Genomic DNA, 22,042 nt, shown 5'->3' on the forward strand with positions numbered 1-22,042 from the left:
GGCGCCCAGTTGCGGTTGCCCCAGTAGACCGGCAGGTCGAGGCCCCGCCGGGCGATCTCGGCCTCCAGCGCGGCCTTGAGCGCGCGGTTCTGGGCGTTGATCGGGCTCACGCCGCCGAAGTGGCGGTAGTGGTGCGCGACCTCCTCGAGACGCTCGTCGGGGATCCCCCTGCCGTGCGTCACGTTGCGCAGGAACGGGATGACGTCGTCCTGCCCCTCGGGGCCGCCGAAGCTCGAGAGCACGATCGCGTCGTAGGCGACGGGGACCTCGACGAACGGGTCTCCCCCGGCCGCGGCCGGGGAGGCGAAGGGGACCGCTGACTGCGTCGGGGTGCTGCTCGTCGTCACCCCTCCATCTTCGCACCCGCGTAGAAATCAGGGTGTTCAGGCGGCGTTCAGGGTCCCGTCACGGGCGGTCCCGCCGCGATTCCCGCGAGCGGAGCCCGTCGAGCACGTAGGCTGTTCAGGTTGCCGCAGGCGTCACCCGCGCGCCCGGAGATCTTTCGTCCCCTACCCCATGGGAGTGAAACAGTGCCTGGAGAGAACCTCACCCGCGTCGAGGCGCAGGAGCGCCGCGCGATCGTCGAGACGCAGACGTACGAGATCGCGCTCGACCTGACCAAGGGCGCAGAGGTGTTCGGATCGCGCAGCGTGGTGCGATTCGCCGCGACGCCGGGAGCGAGCACCTTCATCGACCTCATCGCGCGCGACGTGCGGGAGATCACCCTGAACGGCCGCGAGATCGACCCGTCATCCGCCTACGCCGACGCGCGCATCCGACTCGACGACCTGGAGGCCGAGAACGAGCTCGTCGTCGACGCCGACTGCCTGTACACGAACACGGGCGAGGGCCTCCACCGCTTCGTCGACCCCGTCGACGGCGAGGTGTACCTCTACTCCCAGTTCGAGGTGCCGGACTCGCGGCGCGTCTTCGCGGTGTTCGAGCAGCCCGACCTCAAGGCGACGTTCCAGTTCACGGTGACCGCGCCGGCGTCGTGGAAGGTCGTGTCGAACCAGCCCACGCCCGAGCCCATCCCGCACGACGACGGCGTCAACGGGACATGGGGCTTCGAGCCCACCCCGCGCATCTCGTCCTACATCACGGCGCTCATCGCGGGCCCGTACGAGGAGACCCGCTCGGAGCTGACGTCGGCGTCCGGCCGCGTCATCCCGCTGGGCATCTTCGCCCGCAAGAGCCTGTGGCAGCACATGGACGCCGACTACGTCTTCGAGAAGACCCGTCAGGGCTTCGCGTACTTCGAGGAGAAGTTCGGATACCCGTACCCGTTCGCGAAGTACGACCAGCTCTTCGTCCCCGAGTTCAACGCGGGCGCGATGGAGAACGCGGGAGCGGTCACCTTCACCGAGACGTACGTGTTCCGCAGCAAGGTCACCGACGCCGTGAGGGAGCGTCGCGTCGTCACGATCCTGCACGAGCTGGCCCACATGTGGTTCGGCGACCTCGTGACCATGAAGTGGTGGAACGACCTGTGGCTCAACGAGTCGTTCGCCGAGTGGGCGTCGACGATCGCCACGGCCGAGGCCACCGAGTGGACCGAGGCGTGGACGACGTTCAACGCCATGGAGAAGACCTGGGCGTACCGCCAGGACCAGCTCCCCTCGACGCACCCGATCGTCGCCGAGATCAACGACCTCGAGGATGTCCAGGTCAACTTCGACGGGATCACCTACGCCAAGGGCGGCTCCGTCCTCAAGCAGCTGGCCGCGTGGGTCGGCATCGACGCGTTCTTCCAGGGCGTCGGCGCCTACTTCCAGAAGCACGCGTACGGGAACACCACCCTCTCCGACCTCCTCGTCGAGCTCGAGAAGACGAGCGGCCGCGACCTCGCGCCGTGGTCTCGCAAGTGGCTCGAGACGGCAGGCGTCAACACGCTCTCCCCCGTCGTCGACGACGACCACGACGGCCGCATCACGCGCTTCGCGATCACGCAGACGGCCCCGGCGGACTACCCGACCATCCGCCCGCACCGCCTCGGCATCGGGTTCTACGACCTGCAGGACGGCGCCCTGACGCGCACGCACAGCGTCGAGATCGACGTGGACGGCGACCTCACCGAGGTGCCGCAGCTCAAGGGCATGCGCCGCCCCGCCCTCGTCCTCCTCAACGACGGAGACCTCGCCTACGCGAAGATCCGCCTCGACGACCGCAGCCTCGCGACGGCGATCGACCACCTCGCCGACATCGCGGACCCGCTCGCCCGCTCGCTCGTCTGGGGCGCCGCGTGGGATCAGACGCGCGACGCCGAGACCGCAGCGAGCGACTACGTCGACCTCGTCCTGCGCAACATCGGCCGCGAGACCGAGTCGACGACCATCCGCACGACCCTCGCGCAGCTCCAGCTCGCGGCGAACAGCTACGTCGCACCCGAGACGCGCACCGAGACGCGCCGCAAGGTCGCCGACGGCCTCTGGGCGCTCCTGCAGGACGCCGAGCCCGGCAGCGACCTCCAGCTGCAGCTGACGACGGCCTTCGCCTCCGCCGCCTCCGAGCCCGCGCACTGGGATCGGGTCCGCGCGCTGCGCGACGGCGAGATCGTGCTCGAGGGGCTCGAGATCGACACCGACCTCTCGTGGCAGCTGCTCGTCTCGCTCGCGGCCGGCGGCCGCGCCGACGACGCGGCGATCGACGCGGCACTGGCCGCCGACAACACGGCCAAGGGCGCCGAGTCCGCTGCCCAGGCGCGCGCCGCGCTCCCGACTGCCGAGGGGAAGGCCGCCGCGTGGGCGTCGCTCATCGACAGCGACGCGCTTCCCAACACCGTCGTCCGCTCGGCGGCGCTCGGGTTCGTCCACCCCGCGACGCGCGACCAGCTCGAGCCGTTCGTCGAGAAGTACTTCGAGATGCTGATCCCCGTGTGGGAGTCCCGCACGTTCCAGATCGCGTCGTACCTCATCGAGCTGCTGTACCCCGCGCCGCTCGCGAACGCCGACCTGCGCAAGGCGACGCGCGCGTGGCTCGGCGAGCACGCCGATGCGCCCGCCGCGCTGCGCCGGATCGTCGCCGAGAACCTCGCCGGCGTCGAGCGCGCGATCGCCGCGCAGGAGCGCGACGCCGAGTAGCCCCCGCTCACAGCGAGCCCCGGTGCGATCCAGAGGATCCACCGGGGCTCGCGCCGTACGATCGAGGTGATGATGAAGACCGAGACAGCGGACGTGACCGATATCAGCTGGTGGCAGGAGCGCCTCGTCGAGCTGGGGCAGTTCGGCTGGCTCCTCGTGCGGGCCGCCATCGCCGTCGCGGCGTGCGTGATCGTCGCGTGGGTCCTCCGCCTCGTCATCCGACGCGTCGTGAAGCGCATCGTCGAGGGCGCGAAGAGCAAGGCGAAGGTCGACGACACGCGCGCGCTCGAGCGGTCGCCGCTCGCATCCGTGCGCGTCGTGCAGCGCACGCGCACGCTCGGCTCGATCCTCACGAACGTCGTCAACATCGCGATGGTCGTCGTCGCGCTCGTCCTCGTCGCCTCGATCCTCGTGCCGGACGTGCTGGCGTCGCTCTCGCTGCTCACCGCCGCTGTCGGCGCGGGCCTCGGCTTCGGCGCGCAGAACATCGTCAAGGACGTCCTCAACGGCATCTTCATCGTCGCGGAGGACCAGATCGGCATCGGCGACGTCGTCGACCTCGGCCTCGCGACCGGTGTCGTGGAGTTCGTCAGCGTGCGCATCACGCACGTCCGCGACGTCAACGGGGTGCTCTGGTACGTCCGCAACGGCGAGATCACGCGCATCGGCAACATGACCCAGGGATGGTCGCGGGTCGTCCTCGACCTGACCCTCCCGAAGGACATCGTGATCGAGGATGTCGAGAGCCTCATCGCCGACACCTCGCTCGGACTCGCGCACGATCCGCGCTGGCGCTCGCGCGTCATCGGCGAGCCGGAGGTCTGGGGCCTCGAGTCGCTCGAGGGCGAGACGCTCGTCGTCCGCCTCGTGATCAAGGCCAAGCCGACCGCGAAGGACGACGTCGCGCGCGAGCTGCGCGAGCGCCTGCGCGCGGTCCTCCTCACCGAGGGCATCGACGTCACGGGCATCGCCCGCGCGACGCTCGAGGGCGCGGAGGGCGCCCTCCGCGTGCGCGGGGCGAACCCGCCGACGATCACGAGCGAGCTCCCCGAGAGGCCGACGTGGCGACCGCGACCGCGTGACGAGAAGAGCCCGACGGCGCCCGCGGGGCGCCAGGAGGGCGGACAGGACGAGGAAGAGGGAGCCGACACGTGAGCGAGCCGAAGAGCCTGCGCCCCCTCGGCGTGGGGACGTTCTACGAGCAGGTCGGCGGGCGCCCGACGTTCCAGAGGCTCGTCGCCGCCTTCTACCGCGGCGTCGCGGACGACGAGGTGCTGAAGCCGATGTACCCCGAGGAGGACCTGGGCCCCGCCGAGGAGCGCCTGCTGCTCTTCCTCGAGCAGTACTGGGGCGGTCCGACGACGTACAGCGAGACCCGGGGCCACCCGCGCCTGCGCATGCGCCACGTCGGGTTCCACATCGACCCCGAGGCGCGCGACCGATGGCTGGCCCACATGCGCGCAGCCGTCGACGAGCTCGGCCTGTCGCCTGTCCACGAGGCGACGCTCTGGGACTACCTCGAGCGCGCCGCGCACGCCATGGTGAACACCTTCGAGCCCCAGCCCGGACGCTGACGGGTCAGCGCTCTCGGCTCAGCGCGCGCCCGTCTCCCGGACCGGCGTGAGGCCGACCGCCGCGGGCCCGCGGGTGAGGATGTGACCGCGCTCGAGCGTCACGCGGGTCCAGCGGCCCGCGGTCGACACCCGCGCCTCCTCCTCGCCGCCGATGAACCCGAACGAGAACGCGGCGAACGCGACACCCCGCGGCAGACCGCCGAGCTCCTCGTCCGGCTCGCCCCAGACGCTGCCGCGCACCTGGCGGACGACGTCCTCCCCCGGCTGATCCGGGAGCGCGTGCGCGACCGCGGCGATGCCCCACTGCGCGCGGCTCGCGAGCGACGCGGCGGCGATGCCGCCCGTGCGGGTCCAGCCGCCGCGAGGCGGCGACACCCCTGCCCACGCGGGCGCGAGCGCGGTGTCGGGCAGCGCCAGGGCGCGGGGGTCCTCGGTCTCCGTGAGCGACGCCACGGTGAGGTCGCACTGCAGCTCGGGATCGGCTCGCAGGACCCGCATCGCGAGGACGGTCGGCGTGCGGTCGAGAAGTCCCTGAGGCGCCAGCGCGGCCGAGGACATGACGAGGACGCCCTCCGACGCCTGCAGCCGCACGCCCTCGTCCCCGATGCGGGAAGCGCGACCGGCGAAGGTCAGCGCATCGCGGGCGGTCTGGTCGTCGGCGAGCACGAGGCGAGCGGTCACCCGCTCTAAACTAGCAAGGCACGCCTCGGCTGCGTGCGCTCGCGCTCACGAGGCGCGGGCGGAGCGGCGAACGGAGACCCGAGTGACCATCGACGCACGGACCGACGACCCCGTCCAGACGATGCTCGACGTGATCGAGCTCGAGCGGATGGAGGCCCGCACGCACGAGGACATCTTCCTCGGCCGCTCGCACTTCATGCCGAGCGGGCGCGTGTTCGGCGGCCAGGTGCTCTCGCAGGTCGTGTCCGCCGCCGCGCGCACGATCGCCGACGACCGCCACGTGCACTCGCTCCACGGCTACTTCCTGCGGCCGGGCGACATGCGCAAGGACATCACCTTCGGCGTCGACCGCATCCACGACGGACGATCCTTCGCCCGCCGGCGCGTGCAGGGATATCAGGACGGCGTGCCGATCTTCTCGGGCATCCTCTCCTTCCAGGACGAGGACGAAGGGGTCGAGCACCAGCTGCCGATGCCCGAGGTCCCCGCGCCCGAGGACCTGCCCGATCCGCTCCGGGAGCTCGACCGCCATCCGCACTCGCAACGTCTTCTCGCGGCGAATCCGATCGAGGTGCGGCACGTCGAGGGAAGCCTCCTCGTGGAGCCGACGGGCGGCGCTCGACCGACGCAGGCCGTCTGGACGCGCGTGCGGCGCCCGATCGGCGACAGCCGCCTGCTCCATCAGGCCGCTCTCGCCTATCTCAGCGACTACACGATCCAGGAGCCGTCGATGCGCGGCGCGGGCGTCGCGTGGTCGACGCCCGGGCTGAAGGTCGCGAGCCTCGACCACGCGATGTGGTGGCATCGGCCGGCGCGCGCCGACGACTGGCTGCTCTACGTGCAGGAGTCGCCGGGAGCACAGGGCGGCCGCGGTCTCGCGTTCGGCCGCCTCTACACGCGCGACGGTGCGCTCGTCGCGTCGGTCGCGCAGGAGATCATGCTCCGCGTGCCGACGTCCGACGCAGTCAGCCCGCCTGCCTGAGATCGGCTTCGAGGGCGACCCAGCCGAGCATGGCGCACTTGATGCGCATGACGTACTTCGCGACGCCCTGCAGGGCCGCGGCATCGCCGAGCGCCTCGGACGGCGCGATCGACCCGCGCGAGCGCAGCATGGTCCGGAACTCGTCGATGCGCGCGAGCGCCTCCTCGCGCGTGGCGTGCTCGAGCAGCCCCGTCATGATCGACGCCGAGGCCATCGAGATCGAGCAGCCGTGGCCATCCCACACGATCGAGGCGATCGCGTCGTCGTCGTCGAGGCTCACGCCGACCGTGATCTCGTCTCCGCACGACGGGTTGAGCTCGTGGTGCGTGTAGTCGAGCGGCGTCGGGTCGCCCTTGCCCTCGGGATCGCGCGCGTGGTCCAGGATCAGCTCCTGGTACAGGCTCTGCAGGTCTGCGCTCATCGGTCCGCTCCGAAGAACCCGCGGACCTCGCGCAGCGCGTCTCGCAGCGCCGCGATCTCGTCCGACGTCGTGTAGAGATAGGCGCTCGCGCGCGTCGTCGCCGCGACCCCGAGACGACGGTGCAGCGGCTGGGCGCAGTGGTGCCCCGTCCGCACCGTGATGCCGCGGTCGTCGAGGAACTGGCCGACGTCGTGCGCGTGCACGCCGTCGACGATGAAGCTCGCGAGCGCGGCGCGCTCGGCTCCGGGCTCGGGGCCGACGAGCCGCACGCCGGGAACCGACGCGACGGCGTCGACGAGCTCGCCGGCGAGCTGCGCCTCATGCGCGTGCACGGCGTCCATCCCGATGCCCGCGAGGTAGTCGACGGCTGCTCCCAGGCCCACGACCTGCGTGACGGGCTGGGTGCCGGCCTCGAAGCGCTGCGGTGCGGGAAGGAACTCGGCGTCCTCCATCGTGACGGTCGTGATCGTGGAGCCGCCCGTGCGTGCGGGGGGCAGCTCGTCGAGGAGCTCGGCGCGCCCGTACAGCACCCCGATCCCGTTCGGGCCGAGCATCTTGTGCCCCGAGAACGCCGCGAAGTCGACGCCGAGCGCGCCCAGGTCGAGCGGCAGATGCGGCGCCGACTGGCACGCGTCGAGCACGCTGAGCGCGCCGACGTCACGCGCGAGCGACGCGATCTCGGCCGCCGGCGCGATCATCCCGGTGACGTTCGACACGTGCGCGAACGCGACGACCCTGGTCCGCGCGGTCAGCTGCGCGCGCAGGTCGTCGATCGTCCAGAGGCCGCGGTCGTCGACCGGCACCCAGCGCAGCGTCGCGCCCGTCCGGCGCGCGAGCCGCTGCCACGGGATGAGGTCGGCATGGTGCTCGGCCTCGGTGACGAGGATCTCGTCGCCGGCGCGCAGCGCGAAGCGCTCTCCGCCGAGGCCGGCCGACGCGTCCGCGATCCCGAGCGCGACCATGTTGAGCGCGTCGGTGGCGTTCTCGGTCCAGACGACCTCGCGCTCCCCCGCGCCGACGAACGCTGCGACGCGCTCGCGCGCGGTCTCGAAGGCGAACGTCGCCTCGCCGGTCGCGAGGCTCGATCCCCGGTGCACGGCCGCGTAGTCGTGGCGCGCGAAGTCGGCCTCGGCGGAGATCACGGCCTCCGGACGCTGCGACGTCGCGGCCGAGTCGAGGTACACGCGGTCGGGGCGTCCCGAGATCCCGGGGAAGTCCGCACGGACGTCCTCGCGGACGGGTGCGGGCGTGACGTCTGGCATGGATGGCTCCCTGCAGGGGTGGAGGAGGGCGTCTTCCAGTCTCTCATCCGCAGGGCCGGTCGTCTCCGTCACCGACGGGTGAAGGCCACCGGCTCCTCCAGGAACGGCTCCCATGCGGCGCGCATCTCGGGGGTGAGGCGAACCGGTCGGCCGGTCGCGATGTCGACGAGCACGACGACGGCGTCGGCTCGCGCGTACACGACGCGCTCCTCCTCGCCGACCGCGCTGTGCACCTCGTAGCAGACGTCGATGCTCGACCCGCCGATGCGCCCGAGCCATAGCTGCACGTCGAGCGGGCGGTGACGGTACGGCACGGGCCGCAGGTACTCGATGCTCTGCCGCGCGATCAGCGTCACGACCCCCGTGGGCGACCCGAGGACCTCGGGATCGAACACGGCGGTCGGCGGGATGTCGTCGTCGGAGTCCTCAGCGCGGAAGAACGCGCGGCACCGGGCCTCCTCGAGCAGGCGCAGCATCGAGGCGTTGTTGACATGGCCGAAGGCGTCGAGGTCGCCCCAGCGCAGCTGGATGGGCACGTGCACGCGGGTCATCGGGCTCCTCTCCGGCCCGGACGGACCGCGGCCGGTAACGATACGGTCACGGTCGCGACCGGTCATCCTCGTCCGACGATACCCCGTCCTTCCGCATGATCACGCGGATCGCGGCGGAGCGGTCGACGTGGGAGCGCGCCCGCGGCGCCGCCGACCGGCTTGCTAGGGTGACCGAGGTCGTCCTGCCGCAGCGCGGGACGCGCCTCACACCGCCGGCGACGCGTCCGACACGACCGGGGTGTTCCGCCCAGGACCGCGGATGCCGCCATGTCGCGGCATGCGTATGGCAGACGATCCAGTCGTCAACCCGGACGACTGCGCCAGGAGCCTCGTGCCCGGCCCGTCGCCTGCCCGGACCGCAACCGATGACCGAACGCGGATCGCGCTGCCCTGAGTCTCCGCGCTCGGCACAGGGGACACGTGACCGAGAACGACACTTCCATCGCCCTGCGCGCGGAGGGCCTCTACAAGGTCTTCGGGCGCCGACCGCACGACGCCGTCGAGCGGCTGCGCGCCGGAACCCCGCGCGATGAGCTCGACGGCGCCACGGCGGCCGTGATCGACGCCTCCTTCGAGGTCCGCCGCGGCGAGATCTTCGTCGTGATGGGGCTCTCCGGCTCCGGCAAGTCGACGCTCATCCGCATGCTCAACGGCCTGCACGACATCACCGCCGGGACGATCACCGTGAACGGGGAGCCGATCGCGGGGATCCCGGCGAGTCGGCTGCGCGCGACCCGGCGCGAGCACGTCTCGATGGTGTTCCAGCACTTCGCCCTGCTCCCCCACCGCACGGTGGCCGCGAACGTCGCCTACCCGCTCGAGCTCAAGGGCGTCGACCGCCGCTCTCGCGAGGCGAAGGCGACCGAGATCCTCGCCATGGTGGGCCTCGAGGGATGGGGCGACAAGCTCCCCGCCGAGCTCTCCGGAGGCATGCAGCAGCGGGTCGGCATCGCGCGCGCTCTGGCCGCCGACACCGACATCCTGCTCATGGACGAGGCGTTCAGCGCCCTGGACCCGCTCATCCGCCGGGAGATGCAGGACCAGCTCATCGAGCTGCAGCAGCGCCTGCACAAGACGATCGTCTTCATCACGCACGATCTCAATGAGGCCATGTACCTGGGCGACCGCATCGCGGTGATGCGCGACGGCCGCATCGTCCAGATCGGCACACCCGAGGACATCCTCACCGACCCCGCGAACGACTACGTCGAGCAGTTCGTCCAGGACGTCGATCGTGCCCGCGTGCTGACCGCCGGCAATGTCATGGAGCGCCCTCGCCCCGTCGTCGCCGAGGGCGCCGGCCCGCGCACGGCGCTGCGCACGATGCGCGACGCCTACATGTCGGCGGCCTACGTCGTGGGCCGCGATCGTCGCCTCGCCGGAATGATCACCGACCGCGACGCGATGAAGCTCATCCGCCGCGGCGAGAGCGCGCTCGCGTCCATCCTGAAGCCTGTTCCGCAGGCCGTGAGCCAGGACGACGTCCTGATGGACCTGTTCGTGCCCGCCGTCGAGTCGCCGCTCCCACTCGCGGTGACCGATGACACGGGTCGCCTCGTGGGCGTCATCCCCCGTGTCACCCTGCTCGCCGCCCTCGGGCCCGGCCCCGGATCCACCGAGGAGATCACCGTGCTCCAGCCGCCCATCCCCTCGGCCGTGATCGATCAGGTGCTCGCGGAGGCCGATGCCGCCGCGGCGGCCGCCGCCGACTCCGAGGAGGTGCGCTGATGGACGGGTTCCGCCTCCCGATCGGCGACGCGGTCTCCGCCGCCGTCGACTGGGCCAAGGACAACCTCGAGGGCCTCCTCGACGTCGTCGCGCTCGTCGTGCGCACCCTCGTGGACGGCCTCACCGACGCGCTCGTCGCGACGCCGTTCCCCGTCACGATCGCGGTCGCCGCGCTCCTCGCGTGGCTCGTCCGCTCGTGGCAGCTCGCGGTCGGCACGGCGATCTCGTTCGCCGTGATCGTCGGCATGGACCTCTGGGAGCCCGCGATGCAGACGCTCGCGCTCGTGGTCGTCGCCGCGTTCGTGGCGGTCCTGATCGGCGTGCCGCTCGGCATCTGGTCGGCGCGCAGCGATGCCGTGCGCGCCGTCCTCAAGCCCGTGCTCGACTTCATGCAGACGATGCCGGCGATGGTGTACCTCATCCCCGCGATCGTCTTCTTCAGCATCGGCGTCGTCCCCGGCCTCGTCGCGACCGTGATCTTCGCTCTCCCTCCCGGCGTGCGCCTCACCGAGCTCGGCATCCGCGGCGTCGACGCCGAGACGGTCGAAGCCGGGCACGCGTTCGGCGCGACACCCGGGCAGATCCTGCGAGGCGTCCAGCTCCCGCTCGCGATGCCGACCATCATGGCCGGGGTCAACCAGGTGATCATGCTCGCGCTCTCGATGGCCGTGATCGCCGGGATGGCGGGAGCCGACGGCCTCGGGAAGATGGTCGTGCAGGCGATCTCCACCGTGAACACCGGTCAGGGAGTCGAGGCCGGGCTCGGCGTCGTCCTGCTCGCCGTGTTCCTCGATCGCTTCACCGCGGCCCTCGGCACACCGAGCGAGTACCCGTCCTCGCTTCTGGGCCTCCTGTCGCGCCGACGCGCGGCGCAGCGCGCGGCGACATCGGACGACGTCGCGATCGCACATGCCCCCGACGCCCGCACCGCCGTGCCCACGCCATGACCATCCGCACCCAGCGACCATCCGAAACGCACGACATCACACGCAACGAGAGAAGGAACGCGAACATGACGAAGCGACGCATCACGGCCATCCTGGCCCTCGGCGCCACCACGGCCCTGGCCCTCGCGGGCTGTGCGAGCGGCGACGGCGACGCCGCAGGCGCAGGCGAGGGAGACAAGGGCACGATCACGCTCGGGTTCCTGCCCGCCTGGACGGATGGCCTCAGCACGGCCTACCTGCTCCAGGATCAGCTCGAGAAGCTCGGCTACACGGTCGAGATGCAGACGCTCACCGAGGCCGGCCCGCTGTACGCGGGACTCGCGCAGGGCGACGTCGACATCTACCCCTCCGCCTGGCCCGAGCTCACGCACCGCGACTACATGGAGCAGTACGGCGACGACATCGAGGATCTCGGCGCCTACTACGACAACGCGAAGCTCACGATCGCGGTGCCGACCTACATGGACGACGTGAACTCGATCGAGGACCTCGCGGGTCAGGCCGACCGCTTCGACGGCAAGATCTACGGCATCGAGCCCGGCGCGGGCCTGACCAAGCAGACGCAGGAGGTCATGATGCCCGAGTACGGCCTCGATGCCGACTACGAGCTCGTGACGTCGTCGACCGCGGCCATGCTGACCGAGCTCGGCAGCGCCATCGACGCGCAGGAGGACATCGCGGTCACGCTGTGGCGTCCGTTCTGGGCGAACGACGCCTACGACATCAAGGACCTCGAGGACCCGAAGGGCGCGATGGGCGACCCGGAGGCGCTGCACTTCCTCGGCACCGCCGGCTTCGCGGAGGAGTTCCCCGAGGCGGCGGAGCTCATCGCCGGCATCCAGCTCGACGACGCCGAATACGGCTCGCTCGAGGACCTCGTCGTGAACGAGTTCGGCGACGGCAAGGAGGCGGAGGCCGTCGACGCATGGCTCGAGGAGCACCCCGACGCCTTCGACACGATCGTCGCCGACTGACGGACGCCGACGACGAAGCCGCCCCGGGAGAGCCCGGGGCGGCTTCGTCGTGTCGGCGCGACGCCGCTCAGTCGCGTGTGAGCTTGCGGTGCGTCGTGCGGTGCGGGCGCGCGGCGTCCGGACCGAGCCTGTCGATCTTGTTCGCCTCGTACGCCTCGAAGTTGCCCTCGAACCAGTGCCAGTTGGCCGGGTTCTCGTCGGTGCCCTCGTAGGCGAGGATGTGCGTGGCGATGCGGTCGAGGAACCACCGGTCGTGGGTGATCACGACGGCGCAGCCGGGGAACTCGAGCAGCGCGTTCTCGAGCGAGCCGAGGGTCTCGACGTCGAGGTCGTTCGTCGGCTCGTCGAGGAGGAGCAGGTTGCCGCCCTCCTTGAGCGTGAGCGCGAGGTTGAGTCGGTTCCGCTCGCCACCCGAGAGGACGCCCGCCTTCTTCTGCTGGTCGGGGCCCTTGAAGCCGAACTTCGACACGTAGGCGCGCGAGGGGATCTCGGTCTTGCCGACCGTGATGTAGTCGAGCCCGTCCGAGACGACCTCCCAGAGCGTCTTCTCCGGGTCGATGTTCGCGCGCGACTGGTCGACGTAGCTGATCTTCACCGTCTCGCCGATCTTGAGGTCACCGCCGTCGAGCGGCTCGAGGCCCACGATCGTCTTGAAGAGCGTCGTCTTGCCGACGCCGTTCGGGCCGATGACGCCGACGATGCCGTTCGGCGGGAGGCTGAAGCTGAGGCCGTCGATGAGCGTGCGCCCGTCGAAGCCCTTCTGCAGGTTCTTCGCCTCGATCACGACGTTGCCCAGACGCGGGCCGGCGGGGATCTGGATCTCCTCGAAGTCGAGCTTCCGCGTGCGCTCGGCCTCGTTCGCCATCTCCTCGTAGCGCGCGAGACGCGCCTTCGACTTCGCCTGGCGGCCCTTCGCGTTCGAGCGGACCCACTCCAGCTCCTCCTTGAGGCGCTTCTGGAGCTTGGCGTCCTTCTTGCCCTGCACCTCGAGGCGCTCTGCCTTCTTCTCGAGGTAGGTGGAGTAGTTGCCCTCGTACGGATAGAGACGCCCGCGGTCGACCTCGGCGATCCACTCCGCGACATGGTCGAGGAAGTACCGGTCGTGGGTGATCGCGATCACGGCGCCCTTGTAGGACTGCAGGTGCTGCTCGAGCCACAGCACGCTCTCGGCGTCGAGGTGGTTGGTGGGCTCGTCGAGGAGCAGGAGGTCGGGCTTCTGCAGCAGGAGCTTGGCGAGCGCGACGCGGCGCTTCTCACCGCCGGAGAGCGGCGCGATCGCGGCGTCGGCAGGTGGCGTGCGGAGAGCGTCCATGGCCTGCTCGAGCTGGGAGTCGAGGTCCCAGCCGTCGGCGGCGTCGATCTCCTCCTGCAGCGCGCCCATCTCGGCGAGAAGCGCGTCGAAGTCGGCGTCGGGCTCGGCCATGAGGCCCGAGATCTCGTTGAACCGGTCGAGCTTCGCCTTGATCGCGATGCCGTCCTGGATGTTCTCGATCACGGTCTTCGACTCGTCGAGCTCGGGCTCCTGCATGAGGATACCGACGGAGTACCCGGGGGTCAGGGTCGCGTCGCCGTTCGACGGCTGATCGAGCCCCGCCATGATCTTGAGGATCGTCGACTTGCCGGCGCCGTTGGGGCCCACCATGCCGATCTTGGCACCGGGCAGGAACGCCATCGTGACGTCGTCGAGGATGAGCTTGTCGCCCACCGACTTGCGGGCGCGCACCATTTGATAGATGTATTCAGCCATTTGGCATCCAGTCTAGGGGCCGCTCCCTCAGCGGACCGAGAGCCTCGCACGGGTTCTGAGACGATCCTCCGGTTCGCGGACACCCGACAGTGAGAGATGCACGCCGACGACGATGCTGGAGGCCGACATGCGCACCCCCGACCGCGAGCCGACGACCATGGGGATTCCCCGCCGCCGAGGAGGCCGCACGGCCGGCGGATGGGCCGCGGCGGTCGCGTGCGCCGTCCTCCTCTCCGGCTGCGCGACGCCGGGAGCGCGGCCCGGCCCCGATGCGGACGGCGGCCCGTCGCCGTCGGCGACCATCCCGGCCTACGACGTCGAGCCGGGCCAGACGCTCCGCTGCGGTGGCCTCTCGTTCTCGTCCGACGCGCTCGTGAAGCCCGTCCCCCTCTCCCGCGCCGATGAGCGCGTCCGCGAGGCCGTGGAATCCGCGGCCGACGATGCGGGCATGCCGGTCGCTGCGGCCGAGGCGCCCGAGACCTGGCTGGTCGCGAGCGCGGACGACCGTCAGATCGCCCTTCTCCATCCGCGTGCCGCCGCCGAGGGCTCGGCACCCGCCTTCGAGCAGGTCACCCTGCTCTGGCACGAGGCGGGATCCGACCGGCCCGCCGAGTGGACCGTCGCGTCGTCGGGGCCGTGCGCGCCGCGCGCAGACGCGGGTGAGCTCAACGCGGCCGCTATCGCCCTGGACCCCGAGCAGCCGCCAGCTCCCTCGGACACGACCGTGCACCTGCTCGTGACGGAGCTCGCCTGCCATGGCGGCGAGGACGCCGAGGGCCGTGTCGAGCTCGCGAGCCTCATCGAGACGGAGGAGTCGGTCGAGATCGTCATCGGAGTCCGACCGGATGAGACCGCCGACGCCTGGACCTGTCAGAGCAACCCGGCCACCCCGTTCGCGCTCGAGCTGGACGCGCCCCTCGGCGAGCGCGACATCGTCGACGTGGGGGTCGTTCCCGCGCAGACCCTCGAGCCCGTCGACACCGCGCGCTGACGCTCAGAACGGCGTCGCCGCGGGCTCTCCCTCCGGAACGGTGACGACCTCCCATGCGGCATCGGACGAGGCCTCATCGGCGGCGCCGTCGTCGCGTGTGTCCCGCTGTCCGCGGCTGTCGCTGCCCGCGAAGCTGTTGCGCGACACGCTGGCCGTCGCGAACTGGAGGTCGATGCCGATCGCGTCGGCGATGATCTCGATCCCCGTGCCCTTGCCCCTGTCGTTCTCCCAGGAGCGGACGCGCAGCCGGCCGCAGACGACCACCCGCATGCCCTTCGCGAGCGACAGGGCGCCGTTGGCGGCGAGCGACCGGTACGCGCTCACCGAGTAGAAGTTCGCCGCCTCCTCGACGTACGCGTCCTTCTCCCGGTCGAAGCGCCGATGATTCGTCGCGAGCCGGAAGCTCAGGGCAGCGGTCCCGGATGGCAGCGTGCTCGACGTCGGGTCGGTCGCGATGTTCCCGACGACGGCGATCTGGTCCTTCATGGCGATCCCTCCTGCCGGGGGCTGTCCCCGGCGTGATCTCACCAGGACATCGGCTCCCTCCTGCCGGCGGAGCAGGACCAGCGCATCTGTGGATGCGCAGAGCCCCTCCGCGCCGCTGTGCACACGGCGTCGGAGGGGCTCGGCGTCAGACGGCGTACTCCGCGAAGCGCGCGCGCACCTTGTTCACCTTCGGAACGGCGACCGCGAGGCAGTAGCCCTGCGTCGGGTTCTTCGCGAAGAAGTCCTGGTGGTAGTCCTCGGCGTCGTAGAACTCGCCCAGGGGCTCGAGGCGGGTCACGATCCTGCCCTCCTCCTCCCCGATGGGAGCATCCCAGATCTCGGCAGCCCGCTCCCGCGCGGCCGCGAAGAGGGCCTTCTGCTCCTCGTCGGCATAGAACATCGCGCTGCGGTACTGCGTGCCGCGATCGGCGCCCTGATGGTTCAGCTGGCGGGGGTCGTGCATCGTGAAGAACGCGTCCAGGATGACGTCGGGCGCGATCACCTCGGGATCGAACGAGATCTTCACCGCCTCGGCGTGACCGGTCGCGCCCGTGCACACCTGCTCGTAGGTCGGGTGCGGACGCTGCCCTCCCGTGTAGCCCGACACCACGGACTCGACGCCCCTCAGGGCGCGATATGCGGCGTCGAGGCACCAGAAGCAGCCTCCCGCGACGACGAACGTCTCTGTCATGTGCACTCCTCAGAACGGATGTCGGTGCCCCCTCCTATCGTCGCAGAGGACACGGAAGGAGCACTGATGTCGAACGCCGCCGCTCTCATCGCCATTCCCCTCGCGACGCCGCGCCTGGCGCGTGCACGGGCGCGCCTCACGCGAGCGGGAGCATCCCTCTGGCGTGTCGTCGGCCTCGACGAGCGGGTCGCAGGCCACCTGCGCGCCGTCGAGTCGGAGCTCGGAATGCGGTACCGCGCGGAGCGCTTCCACCCCGCGTCGGGCGCCCTGCTTCCGATCGGCGAGTTCTGGACGCCCGATGAGGCCGTGGAGACGCTCCTGCTGTCTCGGTGAGCGTCACACGAGCGCGTCCGACATCCGCTCGGCGAGCGCCGCGGTCGGCTCGTCGACGACCTCCGCCCACGCCTCCTCGAGGATGCCGGCACCCCGCTCGAGCACCTCGGGCGCGGCCGTGAAGGGGATGCGCAGATGACGCTCGTGACCGCCGCCCACCGAGAAGCGCGGGCCCGCCGAGAGAAGCAGTCCGCGACGGCGCGCGGCGAGCACGAGCGCGGAGCTGCGCGCGAGCCCGAGCTCGACCCACAGGGCGACACCGCCCTGTGCGGTGTGCACGCGCCACTCCGGGAGCCGCTCGGAGAGCGCGGAGACGAGCGCGTCGCGCCCCGCGCGAAGCGACTCCGCGCGCTGAGCGACGATCTCGGGCATGAGCGGGATGAGCCGTTCGACGACGGACTGCTCGAAGTCGGGGGTGCCCAGGTCGCCGACGGGGCGCGCCGCGAGAAGCCGACGGATCGTGTCCTCGTCCGCTCGGATCCAGCCGACGCGCAGTCCTCCCCACACCGTCTTGCCGGTCGACCCGACAGTGATGATCTCCGCGCCCGACGGAGCGGCAGCGGCGAACGGCACGGCAGCCCCGCCCCGATCGATGTCGAGCTCCGCCGTCGTCTCGTCGATGACGAGCACCGTTCCCGAGTCCCGTGCCACGCCGGCGATGTGGGCGATCTCGTCGCGCGACATCGACTCGCCCGTGGGGTTGTGGAAGTCGGGCATCAGATACGCCATGACGGGGGCGGCGCGGCGGAACGCGTCTTCGGCCCGGTCGAGGTCCCAGCCGGAGCCCGGCGTCACGGGAATGCCCACCAGCCGCGCGCCCGCGGCGGCATAGCATTCGGCGGCGTGCGGGTAGGTGGGCGTCTCGATGATCACGCGGTCGCCGCGCGACACGAGCAGCCGGGCAGTGAGGGCGATCGCGCTCTGCGCGCCGTTGACCACCATGATCTGCTCGGCGGAGGTGGGGAGCCCGCGCGCGGTGTACCGATCCGCGAGCGCGGCACGGAGACTCCGCAGGCCGTGCATCTCGTAGCCCGAGCGTGCGACGAGGCGCGGGGCGTCGGCGGCGGCCTCGGCGTACACGGCGGGCAGCCCCGGCCACGCGGCAGGGCTCGCCTGCTGCAGATCGAGCGCACCATCGACGTCGCTCGCACGGCCCAGATCCCGCCGCCCGAGCGCCAGGGTCACACTGCCGGAGCCGCGGATGCTCTCGATGTGCCTGCTCTCTCGCAGACTGCGGTACGCCGCCGCGACCGTGGTCCGGCTGACCCCGAGACGTGCCGCGAGCTCGCGCTCGGCCGGCAGGGCCGTCCGCGGCGCGATCCGGTTGTCGAGGCAGAGAAGGCGGATGGCGTCGGCGAGCGCCTCGTACGCGGGCTCGCGCGTCCGCCACGGGCCGAGGCGGTCGCTCAGCGCCCTCGCGCTGAGCCGTGAGTCCATCATGCGGACCACCGTAGCAGGATTGGCATCTTGCAAGCAGTCCACTTCTCGGGTGGCATGGAGGGCATGCCGCCCGCACGCCACACTCTCACCGTTCGCCTCGCCCGGCTTCTCGTGGGCCTGCCTCTCTACGGGGTCGGATGCGCCCTCACCGTCGCCGCCGGCCTGGGCGTGGACCCCTGGACCGTGCTCGCGGAGGGGATCTCGCTGCGCACGGGCCTCGGCGTCGGGTGGGTGACGAACGCGCTCGGCGCGCTGATCCTCCTCGCGTGGATCCCGCTGCGCCAGCGTCCCGGCATCGGAACCGTGCTCAACGTGCTCCTCGTGGGCACGTGCATGCAGATCACCCTCGATCTGCTCCCGTCCATCGACCATGCGCTCCTGCGCGTGCTCGCCCTTCTCGCGGGCATCGCCCTCGTGGCGATCGCCTCCGGCATCTACCTCGGCGCCGCTCTCGGCGCCGGCCCGCGCGACGGCCTCATGACGGGACTCAGCCGGCGGACCGGATGGCCGGTCTGGCGGTCCCGCGCCAGCGTCGAGCTGACGGTGCTCGCGCTCGGATGGGTGCTGGGCGGCACGGTCGGCGTGGGCACGATCGTCTTCGCGCTCGGCATCGGCCCTGCCGTGCATCTCGCGATGCGCCTCCTCGCTCCGGGCGCGCGCGAGAGCGGCTCCCGCGCGGTCGAGAGCGTCCCGGCCGCGCGGGCGGCGCGGTGACCCGGCGCGTCAGTGGCGCCGGAACTCCGGGCGCTCGGCGCCCGGCTTGAGGTGAGCGTGCAGCGCGCGCTTGGCGATCTCCAGCTCCGGGTACGTGCCGACGGGCTCGTCGACTCCGACCATCCGGACCTCGAAGCTGCCGTCGACCTCCCTGATCGAACCGACCGCTCCCACGGCGCCGTGCGCCACCCACAGGCGACTCGTCTGCGTCATCGTCATCCTCGACTCCCTCCGCTGGTCCCCCTGTCGACGACGGTACGTCGCCCGCCGCCGAGAAGCCAGACCTTGACAGGGCCACCCGCGGCTGGTGGGGCCCGAGATGATCCGCCGAGGCGAACCCGGTAACCTGAGGGCACCGCCCCCAGTAGCTCAGTGGATAGAGCAACGAACTTCTAATTCGCAGGTCGCACGTTCGAGTCGTGCCTGGGGGACCGATACGGCGACGTCCCACCCCCTCGATAGGCTGGGGGGATGGTAGGCGCCTCCGAGAACGACCGGCTCGTCTGGATCGACTGCGAGATGACGGGTCTCGACCTCACGGTCGACGAGCTCGTGGAGATCGCGATCGTCGTGACCGACTTCGAGCTCCGCATCCTCGACCCGGGATTCCAGGTCGTCATCAAGCCCTCGCAGGCCGCCCTCGACCACATGGGCGACTTCGTGACGGAGATGCACCGCAGCTCCGGCCTGCTCGACGAGATCCCCCACGGCGTCTCCCTCGAGGAGGCGGAGCGGCAGTCCCTCGAGTACATCCGCCGGTTCGTGCCGCTCGAGCGGAAGGCGCCCCTCGCGGGCAACACGATCGGGACGGACCGGATGTTCCTGGCCCGGTACATGCCGAGCGTCGACAGCCACCTGCACTACCGCAACGTCGATGTGTCCAGCGTCAAGGAGCTCTCGCGACGCTGGTACCCCCGCGCCTACTTCCAGGCGCCGGGGAAGGACGGCGGGCACCGCGCGCTGGCCGACATCCTCGAGTCGATCCGCGAGCTCGAGTACTACCGTCGTGCGGTCTTCGTCGCCGAGCCCGGACCCACCTCCGACGAGGCGCGCGACATCGCGACCCGCGTCGTGTCGTCATTCGCTCCGAACGTATGACAGAATAGAGAAGTTGCCCCGGCAGGCCGGGGAGACATGGTGGCTATAGCTCAGTTGGTAGAGCACCTGGTTGTGGTCCAGGGGGTCGCCGGTTCAAGCCCGGTTAGCCACCCCAGCCCGCACGAGGCCCGGGGTTCCCGCAAGGGGAGCTGCCGGGCCTCGTGCCTTTTCCCTGCCGTCCGGCCCGGATACACTCCCGCTGCATGGCGACGTTCCTCCTCATCCACGGAGCGGGCTCGGACGCGCGCTACTGGGCGCGCGTGTCGCCCCCGCTGAGAGACGCGGGGCACGAGGTCGTGGCTCCCGATCTTCCGGTCGCCGACGACGACGCCGACCTCGAGAGCTATGCGGCTGCGAGCCTGAATGCCCTCGGCGAACGCACTCCGACACGCCCGATCGTCGTCGTCGGGCAGTCCATGGGCGCCTTCACCGCTCCGATCGTCGCCGAGCGGCTGCACGCGGACCTCCTGCTCCTGCTCTGCCCGATGATCCCCGCACCCGGAGAGGCCGTCGGGGCGTGGTTCGCGAACGTGGGTCAGGCGGAAGCGGCGCATGCCTACGCGGCGGTCGAGGGATTCGACCCCGAAGGCGACGTCGCCGAGATCCTGCTGCACGACGTTCCCGCCGACCTCGTCCGGGACCTGGTCGCTCAGGGCGCGCCTCCGCAGGCGGAGGGGATCTTCGCATCGGTCTTCCCTCTCGAGCGCTGGCCCGCCATCCCGACCGCCGTGATCGCGGGTCGTGACGATCGGCTCTTCCCGCTCGCGCTCATCCGACGGCTCGCGGCGGAGCGCGTGCCGGGCGCCCCGGTCCAGGTCATCGAGAGCGGACATCTGCCCGGCTTCTCCCGCCCGGAGGAGCTGGCGGAGCTCCTCGTGCGCCAGCTCGAGCTCCTCTCGCCGTCTGCCGGCTGACGCGAGCCGTCGGGCCACGGCCGCCGACCGCGATGCGCACGCGACTAGACTCGGAAGCCGATGATGGACATGGATGCCGACGCCTTCGAGGCGCTCGTCGTGGATGAGCTCGATCAGCTCCCCGATGAGATGGTCGACGGCCTCGACAACGTGATCTTCGTCGTCGAGGACCGCTCAGAGGACGGTGAGGACCTCCTCGGGCTGTACGACGGCCTCGCCCTCACCGAGCGCGGCCGGTACGGCATGGGCGAGCTTCCCGACCGCATCATCGTGTACCGGGAATCCCATCTCGCGCGATGCGAGACCGAGAGCGAGCTGCGCGACGAGGTCCACACGACCCTCGTGCACGAGATCGCGCACTTCTACGGCATCGACGATGAGCGTCTCCATGAGCTGGGGTGGGCATGACCACCGCGCACACGGTGTTCGCGTCGACGGCGGTCGAGGAGGAGCTGGACCGCGTCGAGGCACCCGCGCACGCGACCCCATGGCAGACCGTCGTGTGGGACGACCCCGTCAATCTCATGAGCTACGTCGTCCGTGTCTTCCGCGAGTACTTCGGCTACGACGAGGAGCACGCCACGCGTCTCATGCTCGCCGTCCACAACGAGGGGCACGCCGTCGTCGCCGAGGGCGCGCGCGAGCAGATGGAGCTGCACGCCCAGGCCATGCACGACTACGGACTGTGGGCGACCGTCCGCAGAGCGCCGATGTGAGGACACCGCACCCCATGACCGAACGACTCGTGATCCTCACTCTGACGCGCATCGAGGCCGCGCATCTCCGCGACCTCGTGACGCAGTTCGCGACCCTGGTCGAGAGCACGCCGACGGCGGCGGATCCGGCGCTCGAGCGCCTCACCCCCGACGCATACCCGGACGATCCCGACGCGGCGGACGACTTCCGCAGCGTCACGCGCGGAGACCTCCTCGGCCGCCGCGCACAGGACGCGGCGACCGTTCTGCGCGACCTCTCCGCGATCGAGGAGGCGCCGCTCGAAGACGCGCTCTCCCCCGTCGACGTCTCCATCGCCGGCGACGCGCTCGAGGCATGGCTGCGGACGCTCGCGGCCGTGCGCCTCGTGCTCGCGAGCCGACTCGGCATCGAGAGCGCGGAGGATCACGACGACGAGGACCCGCGCTTCGCCCTCTACGACTGGCTCGGCTACCGTCTCGACGGACTGCTCCAGGCCGCCGACGGCGCCTGATCGGGCCCCCTCACCCGCACCGCCTGCGCAAAGACGCGCGTGGTGGATGGCGGGGGCTGGGCTGTCTCAGAAGGGTGGGGGCTGGGGGTCGTGGATGGCGTGGTGTCGTCGTCGGGGTTCGGGCTCGGTGACGTACACGTGCCCGAGCGGGCTGGTCCACTCGATGCCGCCGTCGGCGAGCGCCCGTGGAGACCACCTCGTGTGGTGGCGCAGGTAGTGAT

The 22,042-nt window shown here is 71.0% G+C and carries 25 protein-coding genes and 2 tRNA genes; 17 read left to right on the plus strand and 10 right to left on the minus strand.

All coding sequences use genetic code 11. The annotated features are described in order from the left end of the window. The coding region (locus ACOWU6_RS16440) for a ferrochelatase (RefSeq protein WP_421076364.1) at positions 1-347 on the minus strand (347 nt) is incomplete at its 3' end. Positions 348-530: 183 nt separating this feature from the next. On the opposite strand from ACOWU6_RS16440, the gene pepN reads away from it, so the two are divergent. The 3 genes from pepN to ACOWU6_RS16455 all read left to right on the plus strand — a co-directional run bounded on the left by pepN (position 531) and on the right by ACOWU6_RS16455 (position 4,654). Further along, entirely contained in the window at positions 531-3,080 is a 2,550-nt protein-coding gene (gene pepN / locus ACOWU6_RS16445; RefSeq protein WP_421076365.1) for an aminopeptidase N, read from the plus strand. A 69-nt stretch (positions 3,081-3,149) separates the two neighbouring features. After that, positions 3,150-4,235 carry a mechanosensitive ion channel family protein gene (locus ACOWU6_RS16450; RefSeq protein WP_421076366.1) on the plus strand — a complete coding sequence of 362 codons (1,086 nt, stop codon included), beginning with the start codon at positions 3,150-3,152 and terminating at the stop codon, positions 4,233-4,235. Beyond that, positions 4,232-4,654, plus strand: a complete 423-nt coding sequence (locus ACOWU6_RS16455; RefSeq protein WP_271172037.1) for a globin — start codon at positions 4,232-4,234, stop codon at positions 4,652-4,654. The genes ACOWU6_RS16450 and ACOWU6_RS16455 overlap by 4 nt, the downstream gene beginning before the upstream one ends. An 18-nt stretch (positions 4,655-4,672) precedes the next feature. On the opposite strand, the gene ACOWU6_RS16460 is transcribed toward ACOWU6_RS16455, so the two are convergent. Beyond that, entirely contained in the window at positions 4,673-5,335 is a 663-nt protein-coding gene (locus ACOWU6_RS16460; protein ID WP_271172038.1) for a hypothetical protein, read from the minus strand. Positions 5,336-5,456: 121 nt separating this feature from the next. Here ACOWU6_RS16460 and ACOWU6_RS16465 point away from each other — a divergent pair, with 121 nt between their 5' ends. Further along, complete coding sequence (locus tag ACOWU6_RS16465; RefSeq protein WP_421076374.1) at positions 5,457-6,317, plus strand: acyl-CoA thioesterase; 861 nt, start codon at positions 5,457-5,459, stop codon at positions 6,315-6,317. On the opposite strand, the gene sufU is transcribed toward ACOWU6_RS16465, so the two are convergent. The 3 genes from sufU to ACOWU6_RS16480 form a co-directional block, all read right to left on the minus strand. Further along, a complete protein-coding gene (sufU, locus tag ACOWU6_RS16470; RefSeq protein WP_324014633.1) occupies positions 6,301-6,738 on the minus strand; it encodes a Fe-S cluster assembly sulfur transfer protein SufU in 438 nt (145 codons plus the stop codon). The genes ACOWU6_RS16465 and sufU overlap by 17 nt on opposite strands. Continuing rightward, complete coding sequence (locus ACOWU6_RS16475) at positions 6,735-8,000, minus strand: SufS family cysteine desulfurase (RefSeq protein ID WP_271172040.1); 1,266 nt, start codon at positions 7,998-8,000, stop codon at positions 6,735-6,737. Before ACOWU6_RS16475 ends, sufU begins: the two co-directional genes overlap by 4 nt. 68 nt (positions 8,001-8,068) lie before the next feature. Beyond that, the gene (locus ACOWU6_RS16480; RefSeq protein ID WP_271172041.1) at positions 8,069-8,551 is read right to left on the minus strand and encodes an acyl-CoA thioesterase; all 483 of its coding nucleotides are present in this window, start codon (positions 8,549-8,551) and stop codon (positions 8,069-8,071) included. 420 nt (positions 8,552-8,971) lie between these two features. Here ACOWU6_RS16480 and ACOWU6_RS16485 point away from each other — a divergent pair, with 420 nt between their 5' ends. The 3 genes from ACOWU6_RS16485 to ACOWU6_RS16495 all read left to right on the plus strand — a co-directional run bounded on the left by ACOWU6_RS16485 (position 8,972) and on the right by ACOWU6_RS16495 (position 12,200). After that, on the plus strand, positions 8,972-10,279 hold the full coding sequence (locus ACOWU6_RS16485; RefSeq protein WP_421076367.1) for a quaternary amine ABC transporter ATP-binding protein: 1,308 nt from the start codon (positions 8,972-8,974) through the stop codon (positions 10,277-10,279). Further along, the gene (locus tag ACOWU6_RS16490) at positions 10,279-11,226 is read left to right on the plus strand and encodes an ABC transporter permease (RefSeq protein WP_421076368.1); all 948 of its coding nucleotides are present in this window, start codon (positions 10,279-10,281) and stop codon (positions 11,224-11,226) included. The genes ACOWU6_RS16485 and ACOWU6_RS16490 overlap by 1 nt, the downstream gene beginning before the upstream one ends. Positions 11,227-11,291: 65 nt before the next feature. Next, a complete protein-coding gene (locus tag ACOWU6_RS16495) occupies positions 11,292-12,200 on the plus strand; it encodes a glycine betaine ABC transporter substrate-binding protein (RefSeq protein WP_421076369.1) in 909 nt (302 codons plus the stop codon). A gap of 67 nt (positions 12,201-12,267) precedes the next feature. On the opposite strand, the gene ettA is transcribed toward ACOWU6_RS16495, so the two are convergent. Beyond that, on the minus strand, positions 12,268-13,947 hold the full coding sequence (ettA, locus tag ACOWU6_RS16500) for an energy-dependent translational throttle protein EttA (RefSeq protein WP_271172045.1): 1,680 nt from the start codon (positions 13,945-13,947) through the stop codon (positions 12,268-12,270). A 127-nt stretch (positions 13,948-14,074) separates the two neighbouring features. Between ettA and ACOWU6_RS16505 the strand changes: the two genes are divergently transcribed. Then, complete coding sequence (locus ACOWU6_RS16505; protein WP_421076370.1) at positions 14,075-14,938, plus strand: hypothetical protein; 864 nt, start codon at positions 14,075-14,077, stop codon at positions 14,936-14,938. 3 nt (positions 14,939-14,941) lie between these two features. Here the strand turns inward: ACOWU6_RS16505 and ssb are convergent, their stop codons facing one another. Beyond that, positions 14,942-15,424, minus strand: a complete 483-nt coding sequence (gene ssb, locus ACOWU6_RS16510) for a single-stranded DNA-binding protein (RefSeq protein ID WP_421076371.1) — start codon at positions 15,422-15,424, stop codon at positions 14,942-14,944. 145 nt (positions 15,425-15,569) lie between these two features. Continuing rightward, entirely contained in the window at positions 15,570-16,115 is a 546-nt protein-coding gene (msrA, locus tag ACOWU6_RS16515; RefSeq protein WP_421076372.1) for a peptide-methionine (S)-S-oxide reductase MsrA, read from the minus strand. Positions 16,116-16,181: 66 nt separating this feature from the next. Between msrA and ACOWU6_RS16520 the strand changes: the two genes are divergently transcribed. Then, positions 16,182-16,448, plus strand: coding sequence for a hypothetical protein (locus ACOWU6_RS16520; RefSeq protein WP_271172049.1), 267 nt, complete (start codon positions 16,182-16,184; stop codon positions 16,446-16,448). Positions 16,449-16,451: 3 nt separating this feature from the next. Here the strand turns inward: ACOWU6_RS16520 and ACOWU6_RS16525 are convergent, their stop codons facing one another. Then, on the minus strand, positions 16,452-17,885 hold the full coding sequence (locus tag ACOWU6_RS16525) for a PLP-dependent aminotransferase family protein (protein WP_421076375.1): 1,434 nt from the start codon (positions 17,883-17,885) through the stop codon (positions 16,452-16,454). Between the two features lie 30 nt (positions 17,886-17,915). On the opposite strand from ACOWU6_RS16525, the gene ACOWU6_RS16530 reads away from it, so the two are divergent. After that, positions 17,916-18,602, plus strand: a complete 687-nt coding sequence (locus ACOWU6_RS16530; protein WP_309299955.1) for a hypothetical protein — start codon at positions 17,916-17,918, stop codon at positions 18,600-18,602. A gap of 9 nt (positions 18,603-18,611) precedes the next feature. Here the strand turns inward: ACOWU6_RS16530 and ACOWU6_RS16535 are convergent, their stop codons facing one another. Further along, complete coding sequence (locus ACOWU6_RS16535) at positions 18,612-18,815, minus strand: methyltransferase (protein ID WP_309299956.1); 204 nt, start codon at positions 18,813-18,815, stop codon at positions 18,612-18,614. A gap of 145 nt (positions 18,816-18,960) precedes the next feature. On the opposite strand from ACOWU6_RS16535, the gene ACOWU6_RS16540 reads away from it, so the two are divergent. The 7 genes from ACOWU6_RS16540 (at position 18,961) to ACOWU6_RS16570 (ending at position 21,821) form a co-directional block, all read left to right on the plus strand. Beyond that, a tRNA-Arg gene (locus ACOWU6_RS16540) sits at positions 18,961-19,033 on the plus strand. 40 nt (positions 19,034-19,073) lie between these two features. After that, positions 19,074-19,700 (plus strand): oligoribonuclease, encoded by a 627-nt coding sequence (gene orn / locus ACOWU6_RS16545; protein ID WP_271172051.1) that lies wholly within the window; start codon positions 19,074-19,076, stop codon positions 19,698-19,700. A gap of 39 nt (positions 19,701-19,739) precedes the next feature. Beyond that, positions 19,740-19,815: transfer RNA gene (locus ACOWU6_RS16550), tRNA-His, on the plus strand. Between the two features lie 88 nt (positions 19,816-19,903). Then, on the plus strand, positions 19,904-20,614 hold the full coding sequence (locus ACOWU6_RS16555) for an alpha/beta fold hydrolase (protein ID WP_421076373.1): 711 nt from the start codon (positions 19,904-19,906) through the stop codon (positions 20,612-20,614). Between the two features lie 60 nt (positions 20,615-20,674). Continuing rightward, positions 20,675-21,022 (plus strand): metallopeptidase family protein, encoded by a 348-nt coding sequence (locus tag ACOWU6_RS16560; RefSeq protein ID WP_271172052.1) that lies wholly within the window; start codon positions 20,675-20,677, stop codon positions 21,020-21,022. Continuing rightward, positions 21,019-21,330 carry an ATP-dependent Clp protease adapter ClpS gene (gene clpS / locus ACOWU6_RS16565; RefSeq protein WP_282977914.1) on the plus strand — a complete coding sequence of 104 codons (312 nt, stop codon included), beginning with the start codon at positions 21,019-21,021 and terminating at the stop codon, positions 21,328-21,330. The genes ACOWU6_RS16560 and clpS overlap by 4 nt, the downstream gene beginning before the upstream one ends. Before the next feature lie 14 nt (positions 21,331-21,344). Continuing rightward, positions 21,345-21,821: a DUF2017 family protein gene (locus tag ACOWU6_RS16570; protein ID WP_282977915.1), complete on the plus strand. Its 477-nt coding sequence runs from the start codon at positions 21,345-21,347 to the stop codon at positions 21,819-21,821. Positions 21,822-22,042: the final 221 nt, after the last annotated feature.

The sequence above is a fragment of the Microbacterium sp. SA156 genome (assembly GCF_049065455.1).
In the GTDB taxonomy this organism is placed as follows: domain Bacteria; phylum Actinomycetota; class Actinomycetes; order Actinomycetales; family Microbacteriaceae; genus Microbacterium; species Microbacterium barkeri.

Coding starts and splice junctions, on each gene's coding strand:
- ACOWU6_RS16480 (WP_271172041.1), bottom strand. CDS start 8,551: ATGACCCGCGTGCACGTGCCCATCCAGCTGCGCTGGGGCGACCTCGAC.
- ACOWU6_RS16465 (WP_421076374.1), top strand. CDS start 5,457: ATGCTCGACGTGATCGAGCTCGAGCGGATGGAGGCCCGCACGCACGAG.
- ACOWU6_RS16560 (WP_271172052.1), top strand. CDS start 20,675: ATGATGGACATGGATGCCGACGCCTTCGAGGCGCTCGTCGTGGATGAG.
- ACOWU6_RS16450 (WP_421076366.1), top strand. CDS start 3,150: ATGATGAAGACCGAGACAGCGGACGTGACCGATATCAGCTGGTGGCAG.
- ACOWU6_RS16535 (WP_309299956.1), bottom strand. CDS start 18,815: ATGACGCAGACGAGTCGCCTGTGGGTGGCGCACGGCGCCGTGGGAGCG.
- ACOWU6_RS16520 (WP_271172049.1), top strand. CDS start 16,182: ATGTCGAACGCCGCCGCTCTCATCGCCATTCCCCTCGCGACGCCGCGC.
- ACOWU6_RS16570 (WP_282977915.1), top strand. CDS start 21,345: ATGACCGAACGACTCGTGATCCTCACTCTGACGCGCATCGAGGCCGCG.
- ACOWU6_RS16475 (WP_271172040.1), bottom strand. CDS start 8,000: ATGCCAGACGTCACGCCCGCACCCGTCCGCGAGGACGTCCGTGCGGAC.
- ACOWU6_RS16505 (WP_421076370.1), top strand. CDS start 14,075: ATGCGCACCCCCGACCGCGAGCCGACGACCATGGGGATTCCCCGCCGC.
- ACOWU6_RS16525 (WP_421076375.1), bottom strand. CDS start 17,885: ATGGACTCACGGCTCAGCGCGAGGGCGCTGAGCGACCGCCTCGGCCCG.
- ACOWU6_RS16495 (WP_421076369.1), top strand. CDS start 11,292: ATGACGAAGCGACGCATCACGGCCATCCTGGCCCTCGGCGCCACCACG.
- ACOWU6_RS16490 (WP_421076368.1), top strand. CDS start 10,279: ATGGACGGGTTCCGCCTCCCGATCGGCGACGCGGTCTCCGCCGCCGTC.
- ssb (WP_421076371.1), bottom strand. CDS start 15,424: ATGAAGGACCAGATCGCCGTCGTCGGGAACATCGCGACCGACCCGACG.
- ACOWU6_RS16555 (WP_421076373.1), top strand. CDS start 19,904: ATGGCGACGTTCCTCCTCATCCACGGAGCGGGCTCGGACGCGCGCTAC.
- sufU (WP_324014633.1), bottom strand. CDS start 6,738: ATGAGCGCAGACCTGCAGAGCCTGTACCAGGAGCTGATCCTGGACCAC.
- ettA (WP_271172045.1), bottom strand. CDS start 13,947: ATGGCTGAATACATCTATCAAATGGTGCGCGCCCGCAAGTCGGTGGGC.
- msrA (WP_421076372.1), bottom strand. CDS start 16,115: ATGACAGAGACGTTCGTCGTCGCGGGAGGCTGCTTCTGGTGCCTCGAC.
- orn (WP_271172051.1), top strand. CDS start 19,074: ATGGTAGGCGCCTCCGAGAACGACCGGCTCGTCTGGATCGACTGCGAG.
- clpS (WP_282977914.1), top strand. CDS start 21,019: ATGACCACCGCGCACACGGTGTTCGCGTCGACGGCGGTCGAGGAGGAG.